This is a genomic window from Streptomyces odontotermitis (genome assembly GCF_050510915.1).
Classification (GTDB): Bacteria; Actinomycetota; Actinomycetes; order Streptomycetales; family Streptomycetaceae; genus Streptomyces.
In genome coordinates, this window is record NZ_JBNJLS010000015.1 from 102,238 (window position 1) to 123,685 (window position 21,448).

Consider the following 21,448-nt stretch of genomic DNA (forward strand, 5'->3'; position numbering starts at 1 on the left):
AGATCACTTGCGCCCGTCTGGAATCTCTAGTTAGGTTAGCCTTACCTTAAAGAGCGGGGGAAGGGACGGCATGTCGGCTTGGAATCTGGGGGGCGCGGACTCGGTCGCCCTGGTCACCGGTGCGGCCCGAGGGATCGGCGCGGCCGTGGTCGACGGCCTGGTCGGCGAGGGCGTCACCGTCGCCGCCGTCGACGTCGACGCGGACGGTCTGGCCGCTCTCGCCGAGCGGTCGGAGGGGCGCGTCGCTCCCTTCGTCGCCGACGTCGCGGACGCCGCCGCGATCGCCGATGCCGTCGACCGCGTCGAGCGCGACATCGGGCCGATCGGCATCGGCGTGTCCGTGGCGGGCATCCTGCGGCCGGGGCTCCTGTGCGAGACGAGCGACGAGGACTGGTCGGACACCTTCTCCGTCAACACCACAGGCACGTTCGTCGTCCTGCGCGAACTGGCCCGCCGGATGGTGCCGCGGGGGAGCGGCTCCCTGGTGACCGTCGCCTCCAACGCCGCGGGCGTGCCGCGCACGGGCATGGGAGCATACGCCGCGTCCAAGGCCGCCACCGCCATGCTCACCCACTGCCTCGGGCTCGAAGTGGCCCGCCACGGCATCCGGTGCAACGTGGTCTCGCCCGGCTCGACCGACACCCCGATGCAGCGTCAACTGTGGACGGACGAGACGGAAGGGGCTGACCTCGCACGGGTGATCGCGGGCGCCCCCGAGCAGTTCCGGGTGGGCATTCCCCTCGGTCGCATCGCCGATCCGGCCGACATCGCGGACGCCGTGATGTTCCTGGTCTCGGACCGGGCCCGGCACATCACCATGCAGAACCTCTTCGTCGACGGCGGCGCGACCCTGCGCGTCTGAGCCGCGACCCCCGCCCGCCCCGATCACCGATCACCGATCCGTGACCTGTGATCGCTGATTCCTCATTCCTGATTCCTCGCCCCGAGCGGCTGATCCTGCGATTCCGCGATCCCGCGCGCCCGCGTGCCCGTGCATCCGCGACGCAACTGAGCGCCTGAGAAAGGAAAGTCCGACGTGTCCATACCCGCGCTGGTGCGCCCGAGACCCGTGCACAGGGCCGCCGACCTGCTGGCCGCCTACCTGCCCGGCTCGTTCTACTTCTCCTCACCCCGAGGGACGTTGCTCGCCGACGGCATTCACGCCCGGGTCCGGGCCGGGGGCGGGGCGCAGGCCCTGGTCGCGGCCCAGGCGCTCGACGCGGCGGCCACGGCGGGGGTGCCGGATCCCGTCGTCGCCGGGGCGGTCGGCTTCCACCCGGAGGCTGCGAATGGCCTGGTGGTGCCCTCCGTGGTGCGGCGTGCCGACGCCCCCGTCGGCGTGCGGGCCCCCGACGCGGAGACCGGGACGGCGTGGGAGGTCACGCCGCGCCCCGAGCCCGCACGTTATGCCGAAAGCGTCCGCCGCGCACTGGAGTTGATCGACCGCGGCGAGCTCAGCAAGGTCGTGCTGGCCCGCGGTCTGGAGGCGACCGCGGACACGCCGGTGTGGGTGCCCGCGCTGCTCGCCCGCCTCGTCAGGGCGGACCCGGCCGCGTATGCCTTCGCCGTCGACGTCACCGCGCCCGGTGACCCCGCCCCGCGCACCGTGGTCGGTGCCAGTCCCGAACTCCTCGTCTCCCGGCGCGGCGCCACCGTCGTGGCCAACCCGCTGGCGGGCTCCGCGCCCCGGTCGGGCGACGAGGCCGTCGACCGCGAGCGGATCGCGCGCCTTCGCGACTCCGCCAAGGACCTCGGCGAGCACGCCCACACCGCTGCCCAAGTGGCCGACGTGCTGGGCAAGTTCTGCGTCGATCTGGACGTGCCCGCGCGGCCCGAGGTCATCGGGACGCCGACGATGTGGCACCTGTCCACCCGGATCACCGGACGCCTCGCGGACCCGGCCGACCCTCTGTGCTCGGCGCTCGGTCTCGCCGAAGCGCTGCACCCGACACCGGCCGTGTGCGGCGTGCCCGCAGCCGGGGCCCGCGATGCCATCGCGGAGCTGGAGACGGAGGGCCGCGGCTACTACGCGGGGATGGTCGGCTGGACCGGCCACGACGGGGACGGCGAATGGGCGGTGACGATCCGCAGCGCCGAGGTGTGCGACCGGACGGTGCGCCTGTTCGCCGGAGCCGGGATCGTCGCGGGCTCCGACCCCGATGCCGAACTGGCCGAGACGGGCGCGAAGTTCCGCACGCTGCTGCGTGCCCTCGGTGTGGAGGACGTGGCGTGAGCGCGTACCAAGCAGATCAAGCGGATCAAGCAGACCGAGTAGAGCAAGTAGAGCAAGTAGAGCAAGCAGACCGAGCGGGCCGAGCAGGCCGAGCGGGCCGGGCCGATCAAGCGGATCGGGACGTCCACGTGCCGTGGCCGCCGGAAGTCGCCGCGCGCTATCGCGCCGCGGGCCACTGGCGCGGGCAGACCTTCGGGGCGCTGCTCACCTCGCTGGCAGCCGCGTACGCCGACCGGACCGCCGTCGTCGGCACGGACATCCGGGGGGTGGACGTCCGGTGGACCTTCGCTCAACTCGACGAGCGGGCGCACCGTATCGCGGCGGGCCTCGTCGACTCCGGGCTCGCGCCCGGCGACCGGGTCGTGCTGCAGCTGCCCAACATCCCCGAGTTCCTGCCGGTGGTGTTCGGGATGTGGCGTGCGGGCGTCCTGCCGGTGTTCGCGCTGCCCGCCCACCGGGACAGCGAGCTGCGGCACTTCGCCCGGCACAGCGAGGCCGCCGCGATCATCACCGTGGGGGAGCACGAGCGGCACGACCACGCCGCGACCGCCCGCGTCGTCGCGGCCGAAGTGGACTCCGTACGGCGGGTGTTGGTGGTCGGGTCGACGGAGTTCGACGACCTGGCCGCGACGGCGCCGCGCCCGCTGCCCGACCCCGACCCGGAGGGCGTGGCGTTCCTGCAGCTCTCCGGCGGGAGCACCGGGCTGCCCAAGCTGATCCCGCGCACCCACGACGACTACCTCTACAGCGTCCGGGAGAGCGCCCGGATCTGCGGGCTCAGCCCGGACAGCGTCTACCTGGCCACGCTGCCCGTGTCGCACAACTACCCGCTCAGCTCGCCGGGCGTCCTCGGCGCACTGCACGCGGGAGCGGCCACCGTCATGGCGCCGCGGCCGGACGCCGACACCGCGTTCCGGCTGATCGAGGCCGAACGCGTCACCGTCACCGGGGTGGTGCCGCCGCTGGCCGCCGCCTGGGTGCAGGCCGCGTCCCGTACCGACCGCGATCTCTCCTCGCTGGAGGTCCTGCTGGTCGGCGGCGCCAAGTGCGGGCGGGAGCTCGCCGAGCGGATCGGCCCCGCCCTCGGCTGTCGGCTGCAGCAGGTGTTCGGGATGGCCGAAGGTCTTGTCTGCTACACGCGCCTGGACGACCCCGAGGAGATCGTGCTCGGCACGCAGGGCAGGCCCATCTCCGCCGACGACGAGATCCGCGTCGTCGACCCGGACACCGGAGCGGAGGTCGCGCCGGGGGAGACCGGCGCCCTGCTGACCCGCGGCCCCTACACGATCCGCGGCTACTACCGGGCCGAGGAGCACAACGCCACCGCGTTCACCCCGGACGGCTTCTACCGCACCGGCGACCTCGTACGGCGCACGCCCGGCGGCCAGTTGGAGGTCGTGGGACGCGCCAAGGAACAGATCAACCGGGGCGGCGAGAAGATCGCGGCCGAGGAGGTCGAGAACCACCTGATGGCCCATCAGGGCGTGCTCGACGCCGCCGTCGTCGCAGTACCCGACCCCTACCTGGGCGAGCGGACCTGCGCCTACGTCGTGCCCGCGGCGGGCGCCTCGCCCACCGGGCCGGAACTGCGCGCGTTCGTGCGCGGGCGCGGGGTGGCCGCGTTCAAGGTGCCGGACCTGGTCGAGGTCGTGGAGCAGTTCCCGGCGACCGGTGTCGGCAAGACCAGTAAACGCGAGCTGAGGGCGGCCCTTGCCGCGCTCGCTCGGAAGGAGCGATGAGCGTGTCCCTGCCCGAGATCCGGCCCTATCCGCTGCCCGCGGCCGACGAGTTGCCCGCGGGGCGGGTGGACTGGCGGCCCGACCCGGCCCGCACGGCCCTGCTGGTCCACGACATGCAGCGCTACTTCCTGGCGCCGTACGCCGGAGCGCCGGTGCCCGAGGTGAGTGCCAACATCGCGCGCCTCGCCGAGACCGCCCGCGAGCGAGGCTGCCCGGTGTTCTACACCGCGCAGCCCGGCAGACAGGACCCCGCGGACCGGGGGCTGCTCACCGAGTTCTGGGGCGAGGGCATCGGAGCGGTGATGGACGCCGACCCGGCGGCCGCCGACATCGTCGAGGAGCTCGCCCCGGCCCCGGGCGACACCGTGCTCGTCAAGTGGCGCTACAGCGCCTTCCAACGCAGCACGTTCGCCGAGCAGTTGGCCGCGCTCGGCCGCGACCAGCTCCTCATCACCGGCGTGTACGCACACATCGGCCTCCAGACCACCGCGGTCGAGGCGTTCATGCGCGACGTCCAGCCCTTCCTGGTGGCCGACGCCGTCGCCGACTTCACCCGCGAACGCCACGACCAGGCGTGCGCGTACGTCGCCCAGCGCTGCGGCGCCGTGACCACCACCGCCGATGCGCTGACCGCTCTGTCCGCCGTCCCGTCGGCCTCGTCCGACCCGTCCGTCCCGTCCGCCCCGTCTGCGCCCACCCCCGCAGGAGCCGTCCGATGACCCCGACCAACCCGACCCTGTCGCCCGACCGCGTCCGCGCCGACATCGCCGAGCTGCTCGGCTGCGACCCCGCCGAGATCGCGCCCGAGGACAACCTCCTCGACCTGGGCCTGGACTCCCTGAGGATCATGACGCTCGTCGAGCGGTGGCGCTCCGCGGGGGCGGCCGTGGAGTTTCCCGACCTGGCCGAGCGGCCCGAACTGGCTCACTGGAACGCCCTGTTGGCCGGAGAAGCGGCATGAGTCCGGCCGACCACCGCCACCGCCACCTGGAACGGATCAGGGAGGTCCGCGCGGGACGGCTGCCCGAGAAGGTGGGCTACCCGATCCACGTCCGGCAGACCGAGGTCGTCCGCACCGTCATGGTCGGGGCCGGGCTGCTGCGGGTGACGCTGGGCGGGCCCGGCGCCGAGGGGTTCGAGGCGCACGCCCCGGACGAGCACGTGAAACTGATCTTCCCGGAGCCGGACGGCACGCTGCGGCTGCCCGAGCCGAACGGGACGATGCTGCGCTGGCCGCGGCCCGCACCCACGTCGCGCGAGTACACGGTGCGCCGCTACGACCCTCTCGCCGCCGAGATCGACGTCGACTTCGCCCTGCACGACGGCGGCCTCGCCGCGGACTGGGCGCGCGCGGTCGAGCCCGGCGCCGTCGTGCACGTCGCGGGACCGCCCGGCGGACTGATCGTCCCGCACACCTACGACCGGTACGTGCTCGCGGGCGACCTCACGGCACTGCCCGCGATCGCCCGCTGGCTGGAGGAACTGCCCAGGACCGCGAAGGGCTGGGCGTTCATCGAAGTCGCCGACGCGGACGAGGAGATCGACCTGTCCGCGCCCGAGGGCGTCGAGGTCACCTGGCTGCACCGCGGCGAGCGCCCGGCGGGCACGGGCGAGGAGTTCGCCCGGGCGGTGACCGCGGTGACCGTGCCCGAGAACGAGCGGGTCTACGTGTGGGCCGCGGGCGAGGCGGGACAGCTCAAGCCGCTGCGCCGCTGGGTCCGAGACGACCTGCGGCTGGACAAGGCCGACCACGACATCACCGGCTACTGGAAGTGCGGCGTCGCCGACTTCGACGACGACCACTGACTCTCGTACGCGATGACGATCACTGACCCCCGTACACGCGGAGCCATATCCACCGCGCCGTACACGAAGAGAACCACGAACAAGGAGCACCCCATGTCCCTCCGCAGATCCTCGGGCCTCGTCGGCGCCGTCGCGCTGGCTCTCGCCCTGACCGGATGCGGCTCGTCCGACGGCGGGTCGGACGCGTCCGGGAACGGGAAGGGGAAGACCCGGGTCTTCGCCGCGGACAACGGCAAGATCAAGATCCCGGCCGACCCGCAGCGCGTGGTGGCCACCGGCTATGCCGTGCCCGTCATGATCGAGGCGAAGGCGCCGCTGGTCGGGATCTCGTCGTGGAAGCGCGGCGAGCCGATGATGAGCAAGAAGGACCTCGCCACCTACAAGAAGACCCCCAAGGTGGCGGGCGAGCTGGCGACCGAGACCAACTACGAGGCCGTCGCCGAGGCCGATCCCGACCTCATCGTCATCGGCGTGCCCGCCCCGGCGCTCGGCGACATCGACGTCAAGCGCCTGGAGTCCATCGCCCCGGTCGTGGCGATCGGCCCGACCGTCCCGGCCGCCTGGCGCGAGCAGTCCCGCCACCAGGCCGACGCCGCGGGCGCGCTCAAGCAGTTCGACTCCGTCAAGAGCGCCTACGAGGCCAAGGCCGGCAAGCTGGCCGAGAAGTACAAGAACGTGCTGCCCCAGCTCAAGATGGGCCACGTCGGCGCGTACGGCGAGAGCGCCAAGGGCACCTTCCAGCGCGAGTTCGGCCGCTCGTGGGGCACCAACATCGCCGAAGACGTCGGCGCGAAGTACTACGGCAAGGTCAAGAAGAAGGGCCCCGGCTCGCGCGCCGTCAGCGAGTACCCGTCCCTCGAAGAGCTCCCCGAGTCGCTCGGCAAGGCCGACGCCATCACGTACTCGGTCAACGCCGACGGCAGCGTCCCCGAGCCGGTCAAGTACGTCATGGACTCGAAGCTGTGGAAGAACCTCCCCGCAGTCAAGGCCGGGAAGACCTTCCCGATCCGCTACACCGAGGCCGCGACCTACGGGCAGGCCCAGCAGACCCTGGACGCGATCGACAAGGCGTTCGCGCCGCTCCTGAAGCGGTGACCGTCGCAGGCCGCACGCCCGAGGCGGCGACAACCGAGGCGGCGACAACGGGGCAGGCCGCACCGGGGCGGACCGTGCCGCGGATCGGCCTGCTGGTCGGCGGGCTCGTGCTGCTCGCGGCGGTCGCCGTGGTCAGCATGGGCGTCGGCGCCCGCTCGGTGTCGCCGACCGAGGTCGTGCGCGCCCTGCTCGACTACCAGGGCAGCGACGACCACGTGGTCGTACGCGACGTGCGGGCGCCCCGCGTGCTCCTCGCCGTCGCGGTGGGCGCCGCCCTCGCCGTGGCGGGCGCGCTGATCCAGACCCTGGCCCGCAACCCGCTGGCCGAGCCCGGCATCCTCGGGGTCACCGCGGGCGCCGGATTCGCCATCACCGTCGGCTCGGGTCTCGGCCTCGCCGCCGGGCAGGCCGGCCAACTGGGCTGGGCCGTCACCGGATCGGTGCTCGCGGCGCTCCTGGTCGCCGCAGTCGGACGCCGCTCGCCGCTGCGCCTCGTACTCACCGGAGTGGCCCTCACGGCGATACTCAACGGTGTCGCGCTCGGCATGCGACTGATGCTCCCGGACACCTTCGACACGTACCGGTTCTGGTCGGTCGGGTCCCTCGCCTCCCGCGAACAGGCGCCGCTGGCCCTGCCGTTGGCGGCCATCGGGGTGGCCCTGCTCGGTGCGCTGCTGCTGAGCCGGGCCCTCAACGCCCTGGCGCTCGGCGAGACCGTGGCCCACACCCTGGGCGCGGGAGTGGGCCGGGTACGGGCCCTGACACTCGTACTGATCACCGTGCTCAGCGGGGCGGCCACCGCCGTCGCCGGGCCGATCCTGTTCGTCGGCCTGATCGTGCCGCACCTCGTGCGCAGACCCGCCGCGGGCTCCGTGCCGTGGCTGATCCTCTACACGATGGTGCTCGGCCCGATCCTGCTCCTCATCGCCGACATGGGATCCCGCGTGCTGCTCCCCACCGGCGAGGTGCCCGTGGCCGTCGTCACCGCGTTCCTCGGCGGCCCCATGCTGATCTGGGCCGTCCGCCGCTACGGGGCGGGGGCACTGTGAGCGCGCTCGGACTCATCGGATGGCGGGTCGAACGCCGCACCGTGGCCCTCGTGGTGGTGCTGGTCGCCCTGATGCTCGCCCTGGGCCTGACCGGGCTCTGCTACGGCACGTCCTGGTCCACTCCGCGCGAGGTGTTCGCCGTGCTGAGCGGGGCGAAACCCTCCGTGGTGATCTGGGACTGGCGGATGCCGCGGGTCCTCGCCGCCCTCGTCTTCGGCGCCGCGCTCGGCGTGGCCGGAGCCCTCTTCCAGAACCTCACCCGCAACCCGATGGGCAGCCCGGACGTCATCGGCCTCGACGCCGGCGCCTACACCGGGGCCCTCGTCGCGATCACCGTCCTGTCGGGCACGTCCGCGCAGCTGGCCGTCGGCTCGGTGCTCGGCGGACTCGTCGTCGCGGCCGTCATCTATCTGCTGTCGTACGACCGGGGCTTCTCCGGGCTGCGCCTCGTGGTGATCGGCATCGCGGTCAACGCGATGGTGACGGCGCTCAATTCGTGGATCGTGCTCCGCGCCGACCTGGAGGTGGCGATCGCCGCCGTCGGCTGGAGCGCGGGCTCGCTCAACGGCGTCGGCTGGGACGACCTCGGGATCCCGTTCACGGTGATCGGCGTGCTGTGCGCCCTGATGGCCACGCGGGCGCACGCCATGCACCAGGCGTCCCTCGGCGACGCGATCGCGGTGACCAGCGGAGTCGGCCTCGACCGGCTGCGGCTCCTCATGGTCCTCGTCGGCGTCGGCTGCACGGCGACGGTGACCGCGGTGGCCGGGCCGATCGCGTTCATCGCCCTCGCCGCCCCGCAGATCGGCCGACGGCTCGCGGGCGCCGCCGGAGTGCCGCTGCTCCCGGCCGCGCTGACCGGTGCGGTGCTGCTCCAAGGCGCCGACCTCGTCGCGCAGATGCTCCTCGCCCCCGTGGCCCTGCCCGTCGGCGTGGTGAGCACCGCGATCGGCGGCTGCTACCTGATCTGGCTGCTGACCAAGGAGGTGGGGCGCGCGTGACCGCACGCCTGACCGCGCGGGAGATCACCCTGCGCTACGGAGACCGGGTGGTGTCCACGCGGCTGAGCCTCGACGTCCCCGACGGCGCGTTCACCGCCATCGTCGGGCCCAACGGGTGCGGAAAGTCGACCCTGTTGCGCGCCCTGGTCCGGCTGCTGCGCCCCGACACCGGGCAGGTGCGGCTCGACGGCCGGGACGTGGCCGCCTACCCGCCCAAGGCACTGGCCAAGCAGCTCGGCTTCCTGCCCCAGGACCCGCAGGCCCCCGACGACATCAAGGTCCGCCAACTGGTGGGCCGGGGCCGCTTCCCGCACCAGTCGCTCCTGGCCCTGTGGTCGAAGCACGACGAGGACGCCGTCGCCGAGGCGATGGACTCCGCAGGCGTCACCGACCTCGCCGACCGGCCCGTACAGGAACTCTCCGGCGGACAGCGGCAACGGGTGTGGATGGCCATGGTGCTCGCCCAGGAGACGCCCTGCCTGCTGCTCGACGAACCGACGTCCTTCCTGGACATCACCCACCAGTACCAACTGCTCGGCCTGCTGGCCGCGTTGAGAGACAGGGGCCGCACGGTCATCGCCGTCCTGCACGACATCAACCAGGCGTGCCGCTTCGCCGACCACCTGGTCGCCATGAAGGACGGCCGCGTGGCCGCCGAGGGCGACCCGACGGACATCGTCGACGCCGCGCTGATCAAGGACGTCTTCGACCTGCCGAACGTCATCATCCCCGACCCCGTGACGGGCACGCCGATGGTCGTCCCCACCCTGCAAGGAGAAGTGAGTTGAGCACCGCAAGCGTGTCCCCGGACGGACTGCCCGACGACGTGTCCGCGCACGGACTCCCCGTCGACGTGTCCGCGCACGGACTGCCCGTCGAGGTGCCCGCGCCCGCACCGCTCGCCCTGACCGGCGCCCAGCTCGGGATCTGGAACGCGCAGCGCCTCGAACCCGACTCGCCGTACTACGTGGTCGGCGACGTGGTGGAGATATCCGGCGACGAACCGGTGGACGTGGACGCGCTGGCCGAGGCGGTCCGGGCGACCACCGAAGAGGCCGAGACGCTGCGGTTGCGGGTGCACGACACCCCCGACGGGCCGCGGCAGTGGGTCAGTGACGAACCGGTCGAGCCGCCCCCGGTGGTCGACGTCAGCGGCGCGGCCGACCCGGTGGCCGCCGCGCACGCGCTCGTCGACGCCGAGCGGGCCCGGGTCGGCGAGGCATGCCGGGGCATGGTGGAACGGCCGCTGTACGCACGCACCGTCATCCGCCTCTCCGACCGCGAGGTCTGGTACACGCAGCTCGGCCACCACCTCGTCTTCGACGGCTACACCGCCGCGATGCTCGCCCGCCGCACCGCGGCCCGCTACACCGCCCTCGTGCGCGGAACCGAACCCCCGCGATCGCCCTTCGGTACCTTCGCCGGCCTCGTCGCCGCCGACCGCGACTACCGCGCCAGTGACCGATGCGCCGAGGACCGCGCGTACTGGGTGGAGCGCTTCACACCGCTGCCCGACCTCGGCGACGACGCCACGGCCGCGGGGCCGCCCCAGCACACCCTGACCGCCCGCGCCGTCCTGCCGCCCGAAGAGCTGGCCCGGCTGCGGGAGTTCGCCGACCGGGCGGGCGTCACGTGGGGCGAAGCGCTCATCGCCGGGTACGCCGCGTTCCTGCACCGCGTCCTCGGCCGCACCGACGTGGTGTTCGCGCTGCCGCTGATGTGCCGGACCGGCTCTACCGAGCTGCGCACCCCCGCCATGGCCGTCAACGTGCTGCCCCTGCGGGTGACCGTCCGCGGCGGCGACGACCTGGGGGAGCTCAGCCGCCGGGTCGCCGCAGCGATGAAGGAGATGCGCGACCACCAGCGCTACCGGGGCGAGGACCTGCCGCGCGCCCTGGGCGTGCCCGGCGCGGGCGCGCTGCTGCACGGACGCGGCATCAACCTCAAGGCGTTCGACCTGGCGCTCGACTTCGCCGGAGCGCACGGCACGATGCGCAACGTCGCGGGCGGGCCGCCGGAGGACATGGGCCTGAGCGTCCTGCCGACCCGCGACGGCGGCCTCCTCCTCGGCTTCGAGGTCGACGCCCGTACCAACGACCAGGCCATGGTCGACGGCCAACTGTACGGATTCCGCACCCTGTTGGCCGGGCTGACCGACGGCTCGCCCGTGGCACAGGTCCCCCTGGCCGGCGACGCGCGGCGGCTCCTCGCGGACTGGGCGCCGCCCGCCGTCCCCGGCACGCCGGTGGACGTACCGACCGCCCTCGACGCGATGGCCGCCGCCGACCCCGCGCACACCGCCCTCGTGTGCGGCGGCGACCGGCTCAGCGCCGCGGACCTGGCGGCCCGCGTGCACCGCCTCGCCCGCGCGCTGCGCGCCCGCGGCATCGGGGCCGACGACGTCGTGGCCCTGGCGCTGCCGCGCTCGGCCGACTCGGTGGTCGCCCTCCTCGCGGTCATGGACGCGGGCGCCGCGTTCCTCCCCCTGGACGCGGCCCACCCGCCGGAGCGGCTGCGGGAGTTGATCGAGGACACCCGACCGGCGCTGGTGCTGACTGACGCTTCGGAGAGCGCTGGCTCTCCCGTCGCCGGACCGGAGGGCACCGGCGCTCCCGTCGCCGTGCTGCCCTGGGCAACCCTCCTCGACGAGGCCGCCGCACTGTCCGGTGCGCCCCTGACGGCCGACGAACTCGCCGCGCCCCGCCACCCCGAGCACCTCGCCTACGTCATCCACACCTCCGGGTCGACCGGCCGCCCCAAGGGCGTGCTCGGCCGGGTCGGCGCACTCGCCGCCCTCCTGCACCACCAGCGCTCCACGGTCGTGGCGGAGACCGAGGGAGCCACGGGCAGACGGCTGCGCGCCGCCCACACCTACTCGTTCGCCTTCGACTCCGCCTTCGAGCACCTGGTGTGGCTGCTGTGCGGCCACGAACTGCACGTGTACGACGCCGAGACCACCCGCGACGCGGACGCACTGCTCGCCGCGTTCGCCCGCGACCGTATCGACATCGTGGACACCACGCCGTCGATGGCCGCCCCCCTCATCGACGGCGGCCTCCTCGACCTGCGGCCCGCACTCCTCGTCCTGGGAGGCGAGGCCACCCCGCCCGCGCTGTGGCGGCGCGTCGCCGACGCGGGAATCACCGCGCGGAACATGTACGGGCCGACCGAGGCCACGGTGACCAGCACCACCGGACGGATCGACGGCGACGAGCCGACCATCGGCCACCCCCTCGCCGGCACCCGCATCCGCCTCCTCGACGGCGCGCTCCAGCCGGTGCCGCACGGCACGGCGGGCGAACTGTACCTGGCCGGGCCGCACCTGGCCCGCGGCTACCTCGGCCGGCCCGGGGCCAGCGCCGAACGCTTCGTCGCCGACCCGTTCGGCGCGCCGGGGGAGCGGATGTACCGCACCGGCGACCTCGCCCGGTGGGTGCCCGGACGCGGCCTGGAATACCTGGGCCGGGGCGACGGACAGCTGAAGATCCGCGGCCACCGGGTGGAGACCGGCGAGGTCGAGGCCGCGCTCGGCGCCGTGCCCGGCGTCAGCGCCGCGGCCGCCGTGGTGCGCTCCACCCGGCTGATCGGGTACGTGGTGTCCACCTCGGTCACCGTCACCGGGGAAGAGGTGCGTGCCCAACTGGCCGCGCGGCTGCCCGAACACATGGTGCCCGCCGCCGTCGTGGTCCTCGACGCGCTTCCGCTCACGCCCAACGGCAAGCTCGACCGCGCCGCCCTGCCCGCGCCCGCCTCGGCCTCCGGCGGCGGCCGGGCCCCGAGCACCGAAGGCGAACGGCTGCTGTGCGCCGTCCTCGCCGAGGTCTTCGAGGCCGAACAGATCGGCGTGGACGACGACTTCTTCGCCCTCGGCGGCGACAGCATCACCGCGATCACCGTCAGCAGCAGGCTGCGCGCCAAGGGCTTCGAGCTGCGCCCGCGCGACCTCCTGGCGCGCCGCAGCTTCGCCTCGCTCGCGGCCGCCGCCGAGGTGGTCGAGGGCGCCGTCCAGCCCGTCGACGACCCGACCGGGCCCGTGCCCGCGCCGCCCATCGTGCGCGCCCTGCTCGATCCGCACCCGGACGTCGACACCGTCGCCGGATACGCGCAGTGGACCGCCCTGCGCGTCGACGAACTCGCCCACGCCGACCTGGCCGAGGGCGTCCAGGCCGTGCTCGACCACCACGACGCGCTGCGGCTGCGCGTGGACGAGGGCCGCCTGGAGGTGCTGCCCCGCGGGGCGGTGCGGGCCGTCGTCAACGAGGTGCACGTCAACGAGGCACACGGCGAGGACGTGACCGAACTGGCCGAGCGCCTCGCCGCCGAACTCGACCCGCGCTCAGGGGACTTGCTGCGCGTCACCCTGGTGAGGGCCGGCGACGACACCCCCGACCGTCTGGTCCTCGTCGTGCACCACCTCGCCATGGACGGCGTCTCCTGGCGCGTCCTGCTGCCCGACCTGCACACCGCCTGCACCGGCGGCACGCTCGACCCGGTCGGCACGTCCTGGCGGCGGCACGCGCTGCTCCTCGCCGAGCAGGGCGCATCCGGCGCGCGCAGGGGCGAACTCGACCACTGGCGCACGGCGTTGAGCGGTGCGACCCGTCTCGGCGCCCGCCCCCTCGACCCCCAGCAGGACACGGTCGCCACCGCCCACCGCTCGGTCACCGTGGCCAGTGCCGAGGTCACCGAAGCGCTGCTGACCACTCTGCCCGCGGCCTACCGCGCCGGCGTCGACGAGGTGCTGCTCGCCGCGCTCGTGCTCGCCCTGCGCGAGGGGGGCCTCGGCGGCGACGCGACGACCGTCACGGACGCGACGACCGTCACGATGGAGGGCCACGGCCGCGAACACCTCGATCTCGCCCGTACGGTCGGCTGGTTCACCAGCGAGTACCCGGTGCGCGTGCCCTCCGTCGGCGACGTCGGAAAGGTGCTGCGCGCGGCCAAGGAGGCCCGCCGCGGCGTCCCGGACGGCGGCATCGGCTACGGCGTGCTGCGCTCCCTGGACCCGGCGGTCGACGCGGAGTTCACGTCGGCACCGCCGCCGGACGTCCTCCTGAACTACCTGGGCCGCTTCGCCGCGCGGCCCGCCGAGGGCTGGCGGCTGCCGGAGCGCGACGCCTTCTCCGTCGTCGAGCCCGACGCCAAGGCCCTCGAACAGGTCCTCGCCCTCAACTGTTTCGTGCACGAGGAGGGCGCCCCGCGGCTCGCCGTCGAGTGGACCGCCGCGACCCGGGTGCTCCCCGCCGACGCCGTGGCCGCCCTGCAGAACGCCTGGGCCACGGCCCTTGAGACGCTGGCCGAGCACGCCCGCCACACCGAGGGCGGGCTCACCCCCTCAGACCTGCCGCTGGTCGACCTCGACCAGAGCGCGATCGACGCCCTTGAGAGCACGGGCCACACCGGCCGTATCGCCGACGTCCTGCCCGCCACCCCGCTCCAGGTCGGCCTCTCCTTCCACACCCTGGTCCGCGACGACCAGGACACCGACGTCTACGTCGTCCAGGCCGTGACCACCCTCGCCGGCGACCTCGACCCGGACCGCATGGCCGAGGCCGCACGCGAACTGCTGCGCCGGCACCCGGCGTTGCGCGTGTACCTCGGCACCGCCGGGGACGAGGTGGTGCAGGTGATCCCCGCCGACGTCGCCCTGGACTGGCGCCGGGACGACCACTTCGAGGAGGCCGTCCGCAGCGAGCTGGAGCGCCCCTTCGACCTGGCCAGGCCCCCGCTGATCCGCTTCCTGCTGTCCCGCGTCGGCCCGGCCGAGCACAAGCTGGTGATCACCAATCACCATGCCCTGCTGGACGGTTGGTCGATGCCGCTGGTCGGCCGCACCCTGCTCGCGCTCTACGCCGAACTGGGCGGCGGCCCCGCCGCACCCGTCGCCCCGCCCCTGTCCCAGTACTTCCACTGGCTGGCCGCCCGGGACCACAAGGCGGCCCTCGGCGCGTGGCAGCGGGCGCTCGCGGGTGTCGACGACGCGACGCGCCTGGCACCCGCGACCACCGCGACCGGCGTCGAGCGGCCGGGCCGCGTGAGCGTCGGACTCGGCCAGGAGTTCAGCGACCGGCTGCGCGCGTTCGCACGCGAGCAGGGCGTCACCCTGACCACCGTCCTCCAGACCGCCTGGGGCCTCCTCCTCGGCCGGCTCACCGGGCGCCGCGACGTCGTGTTCGGCTGCCCGGTGTCCGGCCGTCCCGCCGAGGTCGACGGCGTGGAGTCGATGATCGGCCAGCTCGGCACCACCATCCCGGTGCGCGTCCGGCACACCCAGGACCAGACCGCGCGCGACCTGATGGCCGACGTGCACGCCGAGAGCGTGGCACTGGCCGACCACCACCACGTCGGCCTGCCCGAGATCCAGCGCGCGGTGGGCGTCGGTGAACTCTTCGACACCATGCTGGTGATGGAGAACTTCCCGCTCTCCAGCCGCAGGCGCACCCCGCTCGCCCCCGGACTCGACCTGACCGGCGTGGACATCACCGACGCCACCCACTACGCGCTGACCGTCATCGTCATCCCCGACGACGAGATCACCATCGGACTCGGCTACCAGCCGCACGCCTTCGCCGAGGAGACAGTCCGCGACTACGGCCGCTGGCTGCACACCCTCCTGAAGGAGCTCGTCGAGGACCCGGCACGGCCCGCGCTCCGCATCCCCTGCCTCGACGCCGAGGAGCGGAAGCGGATGCTGCGCACCGGCACCGAGGTCGTGCCCGCCAAGGAACGCGGCCACTGGCTCGCGGAGTTCGACGCCTGGGTGCGCCGCAAGCCCGACGCCGAGGCCCTGGTCTGCCGCGACCGCAGCCTCAGCTACGCCGAACTCGACCGGCAGGCCAACCGGCTCGCACACGCCCTGATCGAACACGGAGTACGGCCGCAGGACCCGGTCGCGGTCCTCCTCGGACGCGACGTCGAGATGACCGTAGCCCTGTTCGGCGTGGCCAAGGCGGGCGCGGTGTACGTACCCCTTGACCCCAGCTACCCGCGCGACCGGCTCGCGTACATGCTCGACGACATCGCCCCTGCCGTCGCCCTGACCACCGGCGCCGACGTGCCCTGCGCGCGCGACATCCCGGTGCTGCGCCTCGACGACCCGGCGACGCTCGCCTCCGTATCCGACACCGACCCGGCCGAGGCGCGCGCGAAGCTCACCGACGACGCGCTCGCGTACGTCATCTACACGTCCGGCACCACCGGGCGGCCCAAGGGCGTCGGCGTGACCCATCGCGGCGTGCCCGACCTGATCGCGCTGCAGGAGGAGGTCGTCGGGGTCACCGAGCACGACCGGTACCTGCACTTCGCGTCGACGAGCTTCGACGTCGCGTTCTGGCAGACCATGGTCCCGCTGCTGTCCGGCGGCACGTCCGTGATCGCACCCGAGGAAGTGCGCGTCCCCGGCGACGAACTCCTCGACTACATCGCCGAGCACCGGGTGACCGGGGTGAACCTGCTGCCGTCGTTCCTGGCCGCGATGCCGGACGACCGCACGGTCCCCTCCGACGTGTTCTTCGTCGTCGGCGCCGAGCGCCTCGACCCCGAGCTGGCGCACCGCTGGGGGCGCGGCCGCACGGCGCTCTTCAACGCCTACGGCCCCACCGAGGTCACCATCAACTCCCTGACCTGGCGCTACGACCCGGACGACCAGGGACCGCTGCCGATCGGCCGCCCCGACCCGAACGTCCGCGCCTACGTCCTGGACGGCGGGCTCCAGCCCGTCGGCGCCGGCGTCACGGGCGAGCTGTACCTCGGCGGTCCCAGCCTGGCCCGCGGCTACCTCGGCCGTCCCGCCCTGACGGCCGAGCGCTTCGTCGCCGACCCGTACGGCGCACCCGGCGAACGCATGTACCGCACGGGCGACTTGGTGCGCTGGCGGCCGGACGGCCAGATGGTGTTCCTGGGCCGCGTCGACCACCAGGTCAAGGTCCGCGGCTTCCGGGTCGAGCTGGGCGAGATCGAGTCCACCCTCACCCGCCACCCCGCCGTCCGTGCCGCCGCCGTCCTCGTGTGCGACGGCAGACTCGTCGGCTACGTCATCCCCACCGACGGCGCCGACCTGGACACCGCACAGCTCCGCGCGTACGTGGCCGAGGAACTCCCCGACCACATGGTGCCGACAGCCCTCGTACCGATCGACCGGCTGCCGCTGAGCCCCAGCGGCAAGCTCGACGCCGCGGCCCTGCCCGCCCCCGAGACCGCGACCGCCGCACGCCGGGCGCCCGCGTCCGACGCCGAAGCCGTGCTGCTCGGCGTGTTCCGGGACGTCCTCGGCACCGACGAGATCGGCCTCGACGACGCCTTCTTCACGATCGGCGGCGACAGCATCGTCTCGCTGCAGGTCGTGTCGCGGGCCCGGCGCCGAGGTCTCGGCCTGACCGCGCGCGACGTGTTCGAGGGCGAGACGGTCGCGGGGATAGCGGCGCGCGCCCGCGCCCTGGACACCGGCGAGGCACCCGCGGTCGGTGACGCGCCGCTCACGCCGATCATGCGGGACCTGCTGCGCCGCGCCGGCACGGCCGCGGACGGATTCTGCCAGTGGGTGGAGATCTGCGTGCCGCCCGGCGGCGACGAGGCGTCCTGGCGGGGCGTGCTGGACGCGGTCCTCGCCCGGCACGACGTGCTGCGGGCCCGGTTGGTCGACGATGCCCTGCGCGTCCCGCCGATCGGCGCTGTGACGGGAGCTGATGTGCTCACCTGCGTACGAGCGGGGGACGAGCCTGGCGTGCGGGGGATGGCTGAGCCCGGCGTACGAGCGGCGGACGGTCCCGGTGCGAGGGGGACGGACGAGCCCGGCGCACCGGAGGAGGACGGTCTCCGCGCCTTGGTCGACCGCCACGTAGCCGCCGCCCGCGCGGCGATGGACCCGCGCACCGGTCCGCTGCTGCGCGCCGTCTGGGTGGACGCGGGACCCGACCGGCCCGGCAGACTCGTCCTGATCGCACACCACTTGGTCGTCGACGGGGTGTCCTGGCGCGTCCTCCTCGACGACGTGGAGCACGCCCACTGCGGCGGGACCCTGGCCCGGCACGGCCAGTCGTTCCTCGGCTGGGCGCGGTCCCTGCGCGACGCCGACAGGCGGGCCGAACTGCCGCACTGGCAGCGGATGACCGCCACCCCGGCGCTCACCGGGCCGCTCGACCCCACCCGGGACACCGCGGCCACCGCCGTCCACCACGAGCTCCGGCTCGACGCCGACACGACCCGCGCCCTGATCACGACGCTGCCCGCCGCCCACCGCACCACGCCGGACGCCGTGCTGCTCACGGCGCTCGCCCAGGCGGTACGGGACTGGCGCGGCGCGCCGGAGCTCCTGGTCGCACTGGAGAGCCACGGCCGCCCGAGCCACGTCGACCTGTCCCAGACCGTCGGCTGGTTCACCGCCGTCCACCCCGTACGCCTCGACGCGCGCGACGACGTGAAGGCGGTGGGGCAGCGGCTGCGCGCCCAGGGCGACGGACTCGGCCACGGCATCCTCACCACGGCGGGCCTCCTGGACCCCGCGCGGCCCGAAGTCGCCTGGAACTACCTGGGCCGGTTCCCCGGCGCCCCGGCCGAGGAGACGCCGTGGCAGGCACCCCCGGACGCCGACCCGCTCGGCTCCGGCGGCACCGGTCAACTGCCGCTCCCGCACAGCCTGATGGTCAACGCCCTGGTCCGCGACGACACGCTCGGGATCCGGCTCACCTGGCCGTCGGCACTGTTCACCACCGCCGAGATCGAGGAGCTCGCCGGGCAGCTGCGGACCGCGCTGCGGCGCACCGCCGCCGACCCCGAGATCAGCGCGCTCCACGACGGCCGCCCGGTCGCCGACGTGCAGCCGCTCACCCCGCTCCAGGAAGTGATGCTGCGGCACTCGCGCACCGAACAACCCGACCCGTACACCGTGCAGTCGACGTTCTCCCTCGCGGGTCGGCTGGACGTCGACGCCCTGCGCGCCGCGGGCGCCGACCTGCTGGACCGTCACCCGAACCTGGGCGCCGTGTTCCCCGCCGGTCTGGCGGTGATCCCCGCCTCGCCCCGGCCGGACTTCCGGGTGTCCGACCGCCCCGCCGAAGAGGTCCTCGCGGCGGACCTGGCCGAGCCGTTCGACCTGGCCGAGGGCCCGCTCGTGCGGCTGACCGTCATCCGCCGCGGCGACGCACTCGCCGACCTGGTCCTCACCACGCACCACGTGCTGTCCGACGGGTGGTCGGCCCCGCGCATCCTCAGCGAGCTGTTCACCCTCTACACCGCACGCCTCCAGGGCGAGAAGGCGGACCTGCCCGCGCCGGTGCCGTTCGCCGACTACCTGAACTGGCGTGCCCAGCACGAGCCCGAACTGGGGGAGTGGGCCGCCGAGTTGGACGGCCTGCCCGAGGGCGACCACTTGGTGGGCGCCGCCGACCTGGGCCCGGCCTGGCAGCAGCCCGAGCTCATCACGTTCGACGCGGCCCTCGTGAACGGCCTGACCGACCTCGCCGCACGGCGCGGCCTGACGCTCAACACGCTGGTGCAGGGCGCCTGGTCGGTGCTGCTCGCCCGGCGCTCCGGCCGCGCGGACGTCTGTTTCGGCGCGATGGTCGCCTGCCGTCCGCCGGAGCTGGCGGGCGTCGAGGAGATCATCGGCCTGCTGGCCAACACCGTTCCCGTACGGGTGCGGCTTGACGGCACGCTCGCCGAGACGCTCGCGGACCTGCAGGCCCGCCAGCGCGAGCTGGTCGAGCACCACCACGTCGCCCTCACCGACCTGGAGCAACTCACCGGCCGCCGACGGCTGTTCGACAGCCTCGTGGTGTTCGAGAACTACCCGGTCGACCCGGACCGGCTGCGCGAACCGGCCCCCGGCCTCACGGTCGTCGGCACCCGCTTCCGCGAAGCCACCCACCACCCGGTGACCCTGACGGTCATGCCGGACGGCGACGGCTGGACCGGTGTGCTCGCCCACCGGCCGGGAGCCGACGTCGACGGACTCGCCGCCGAACTGCACGACCTGCTCCGCACGCTCGGCAGCCACCTCGACGACGACGTCCGCGACCTCCTGGAGCACCCGTGAGCGACAAGACCGCGCCGCCGGACGAGCGGGCGGACGCACGGGTGGACCTGCCGCTGCTGCGGATCGCGTTCATCCTCGTGCTCGGCACCTTCATGGCCACGGTCGACGCCACCATCGTCAGCGTCGGGATCGACACCCTGTCCCAGGAGTTCGGCGCCTCCGTCACCGAGATCCAATGGGTGTCCACCGCCTACCTGCTGGCCGTCGTGGCCGCCGTGCCCGCGTCCGGCTGGCTGGCCGACCGCTTCGGCGGCCGCCGCACCTGGCTCGTCGCCGTGGGCGTGTTCCTGCTCGGCTCGCTGCTGTGCGCCCTGGCCTGGTCGGCGACCAGCCTCATCGTGTTCCGGGTGCTGCAGGGCCTCGGCGGCGGGCTGCTCCCCGCGACCGGGCAGGCGCTGCTGGCCCGCATCGCGGGACGCGAGCGCACCGGGCGGGTGATCAGCGTCGTCTCGGTCGTCCCGCTCCTGTCACCGGTGCTCGGCCCACTGGTCGGCGGCGCCATCCTCGGTGCGGCGCCCTGGCCGTGGCTGTTCCTGGTCAACCTGCCGATCGGCGCGGCCGCGATCCTGCTCGCCCGCCGCTACGTCCCCGCCGTGCCGTCGGCGCCGCGGCGCACGCCCTTCGACCGACGCGGCGCCGCGCTGCTCTCACCCGGCCTGGCCGTGCTGGTCTTCGGCCTGACCGAGGTCTCCCACGGCCGTACCCTTCCGGCGGCGGTCGGCATCGCGGGCGGCCTGGCGATGCTGGCCGCGTTCACCGCACACGGCCTTCGCACGCGCCACACCCCGCTGGTCGACCCGCGCCTCTTCGCCCGGCCGCCCTTCGGCGCGGCCGCCCTCGCGCTGCTGGTCCTGGGCGCGTCGGTGTTCGGCACGATGTTCCTGCTGCCGCTGTACTTCCAGACGGGGCGCGGCCTTTCGGCGTGGGAGGCCGGCCTGCTGCTCGCGCCGCAGGGGCTCGGCGCGGCGGCCGGTTCGGTCCTGGTGAACCGCACCATCGACAAGGTCGCGCCCCGCACGCTGGTGGTCACCGGCATCGCGCTGATCTTCGTGGGCACGGTCCCGTTCACCCAACTCGGCCACCAGCTGCCGAACCTCGCCATCGCCGCGTCGCTCGCCGTCCGGGGCATCGGCATGGCCATGATCGGCGCACCCGTCATGAACATCGTCTACAGCCGCATCGCACCCGCCGAGATCCCCCGCGCCGCCGGAGCGCTCAACCTCCTCAACACCGTGGGCGGTTCGCTGGGCACCGCGGCCCTCGCCGTGGTCCTGCAGAACCGGCTGGCCGCCCGCGGCCCGGACCTCTCCGGCCCCGGCATCTCCGCCGCCTTCGCCGACACCTTCTGGTGGGTGCTCGTCTTCTGCCTGCTCGCCGCCGCCGGAGCCACGAGGCTCCCCAGAACTCACGTCAGGACGTCATGAACCACCCGCCGCACGTCATGAACCACCCGCCGCACGTCATGAACCATCCGCCGCGCGCCACGAACCACC

12 protein-coding genes are annotated in these 21,448 nt (G+C 73.9%); all 12 read left to right on the forward strand.

Annotated elements, in window-relative coordinates; all coding sequences use genetic code 11:
- Positions 1-70: 70 nt before the first annotated feature.
- The 12 genes from ACQB60_RS31945 to ACQB60_RS32000 all read left to right on the forward strand — a co-directional run bounded on the left by ACQB60_RS31945 (position 71) and on the right by ACQB60_RS32000 (position 21,379).
- Entirely contained in the window at positions 71-862 is a 792-nt protein-coding gene (locus ACQB60_RS31945) for a 2,3-dihydro-2,3-dihydroxybenzoate dehydrogenase (protein ID WP_496929586.1), read from the forward strand.
- Positions 863-1,036: 174 nt separating this feature from the next.
- Positions 1,037-2,233 carry an isochorismate synthase gene (locus ACQB60_RS31950; protein WP_496929587.1) on the forward strand — a complete coding sequence of 399 codons (1,197 nt, stop codon included), beginning with the start codon at positions 1,037-1,039 and terminating at the stop codon, positions 2,231-2,233.
- 128 nt (positions 2,234-2,361) lie between these two features.
- Positions 2,362-3,972: a (2,3-dihydroxybenzoyl)adenylate synthase gene (locus ACQB60_RS31955; protein WP_496929588.1), complete on the forward strand. Its 1,611-nt coding sequence runs from the start codon at positions 2,362-2,364 to the stop codon at positions 3,970-3,972.
- Positions 3,969-4,691 (forward strand): isochorismatase family protein, encoded by a 723-nt coding sequence (locus ACQB60_RS31960; RefSeq protein ID WP_496929589.1) that lies wholly within the window; start codon positions 3,969-3,971, stop codon positions 4,689-4,691. Before ACQB60_RS31955 ends, ACQB60_RS31960 begins: the two co-directional genes overlap by 4 nt.
- A complete protein-coding gene (locus ACQB60_RS31965) occupies positions 4,688-4,933 on the forward strand; it encodes a phosphopantetheine-binding protein (RefSeq protein ID WP_496929590.1) in 246 nt (81 codons plus the stop codon). The genes ACQB60_RS31960 and ACQB60_RS31965 overlap by 4 nt, the downstream gene beginning before the upstream one ends.
- Complete coding sequence (locus ACQB60_RS31970; RefSeq protein WP_496929591.1) at positions 4,930-5,778, forward strand: siderophore-interacting protein; 849 nt, start codon at positions 4,930-4,932, stop codon at positions 5,776-5,778. The genes ACQB60_RS31965 and ACQB60_RS31970 overlap by 4 nt, the downstream gene beginning before the upstream one ends.
- Before the next feature lie 93 nt (positions 5,779-5,871).
- Positions 5,872-6,873 (forward strand): ABC transporter substrate-binding protein, encoded by a 1,002-nt coding sequence (locus tag ACQB60_RS31975; RefSeq protein ID WP_496929592.1) that lies wholly within the window; start codon positions 5,872-5,874, stop codon positions 6,871-6,873.
- Entirely contained in the window at positions 6,870-7,922 is a 1,053-nt protein-coding gene (locus ACQB60_RS31980; protein WP_496929593.1) for a FecCD family ABC transporter permease, read from the forward strand. Before ACQB60_RS31975 ends, ACQB60_RS31980 begins: the two co-directional genes overlap by 4 nt.
- 71 nt (positions 7,923-7,993) lie before the next feature.
- Positions 7,994-8,923, forward strand: coding sequence for a FecCD family ABC transporter permease (locus tag ACQB60_RS31985; RefSeq protein WP_496929681.1), 930 nt, complete (start codon positions 7,994-7,996; stop codon positions 8,921-8,923).
- Positions 8,920-9,711: an ABC transporter ATP-binding protein gene (locus tag ACQB60_RS31990; RefSeq protein WP_496929594.1), complete on the forward strand. Its 792-nt coding sequence runs from the start codon at positions 8,920-8,922 to the stop codon at positions 9,709-9,711. Before ACQB60_RS31985 ends, ACQB60_RS31990 begins: the two co-directional genes overlap by 4 nt.
- On the forward strand, positions 9,708-19,955 hold the full coding sequence (locus tag ACQB60_RS31995) for an amino acid adenylation domain-containing protein (protein WP_496929595.1): 10,248 nt from the start codon (positions 9,708-9,710) through the stop codon (positions 19,953-19,955). The genes ACQB60_RS31990 and ACQB60_RS31995 overlap by 4 nt, the downstream gene beginning before the upstream one ends.
- Positions 19,952-21,379: an MDR family MFS transporter gene (locus tag ACQB60_RS32000; RefSeq protein WP_496929596.1), complete on the forward strand. Its 1,428-nt coding sequence runs from the start codon at positions 19,952-19,954 to the stop codon at positions 21,377-21,379. The genes ACQB60_RS31995 and ACQB60_RS32000 overlap by 4 nt, the downstream gene beginning before the upstream one ends.
- Positions 21,380-21,448: the final 69 nt, after the last annotated feature.

Coding starts and splice junctions, on each gene's coding strand:
- ACQB60_RS31960 (WP_496929589.1), top strand. CDS start 3,969: ATGAGCGTGTCCCTGCCCGAGATCCGGCCCTATCCGCTGCCCGCGGCC.
- ACQB60_RS31970 (WP_496929591.1), top strand. CDS start 4,930: ATGAGTCCGGCCGACCACCGCCACCGCCACCTGGAACGGATCAGGGAG.
- ACQB60_RS31975 (WP_496929592.1), top strand. CDS start 5,872: ATGTCCCTCCGCAGATCCTCGGGCCTCGTCGGCGCCGTCGCGCTGGCT.
- ACQB60_RS31965 (WP_496929590.1), top strand. CDS start 4,688: ATGACCCCGACCAACCCGACCCTGTCGCCCGACCGCGTCCGCGCCGAC.
- ACQB60_RS31985 (WP_496929681.1), top strand. CDS start 7,994: ATGCTCGCCCTGGGCCTGACCGGGCTCTGCTACGGCACGTCCTGGTCC.
- ACQB60_RS31945 (WP_496929586.1), top strand. CDS start 71: ATGTCGGCTTGGAATCTGGGGGGCGCGGACTCGGTCGCCCTGGTCACC.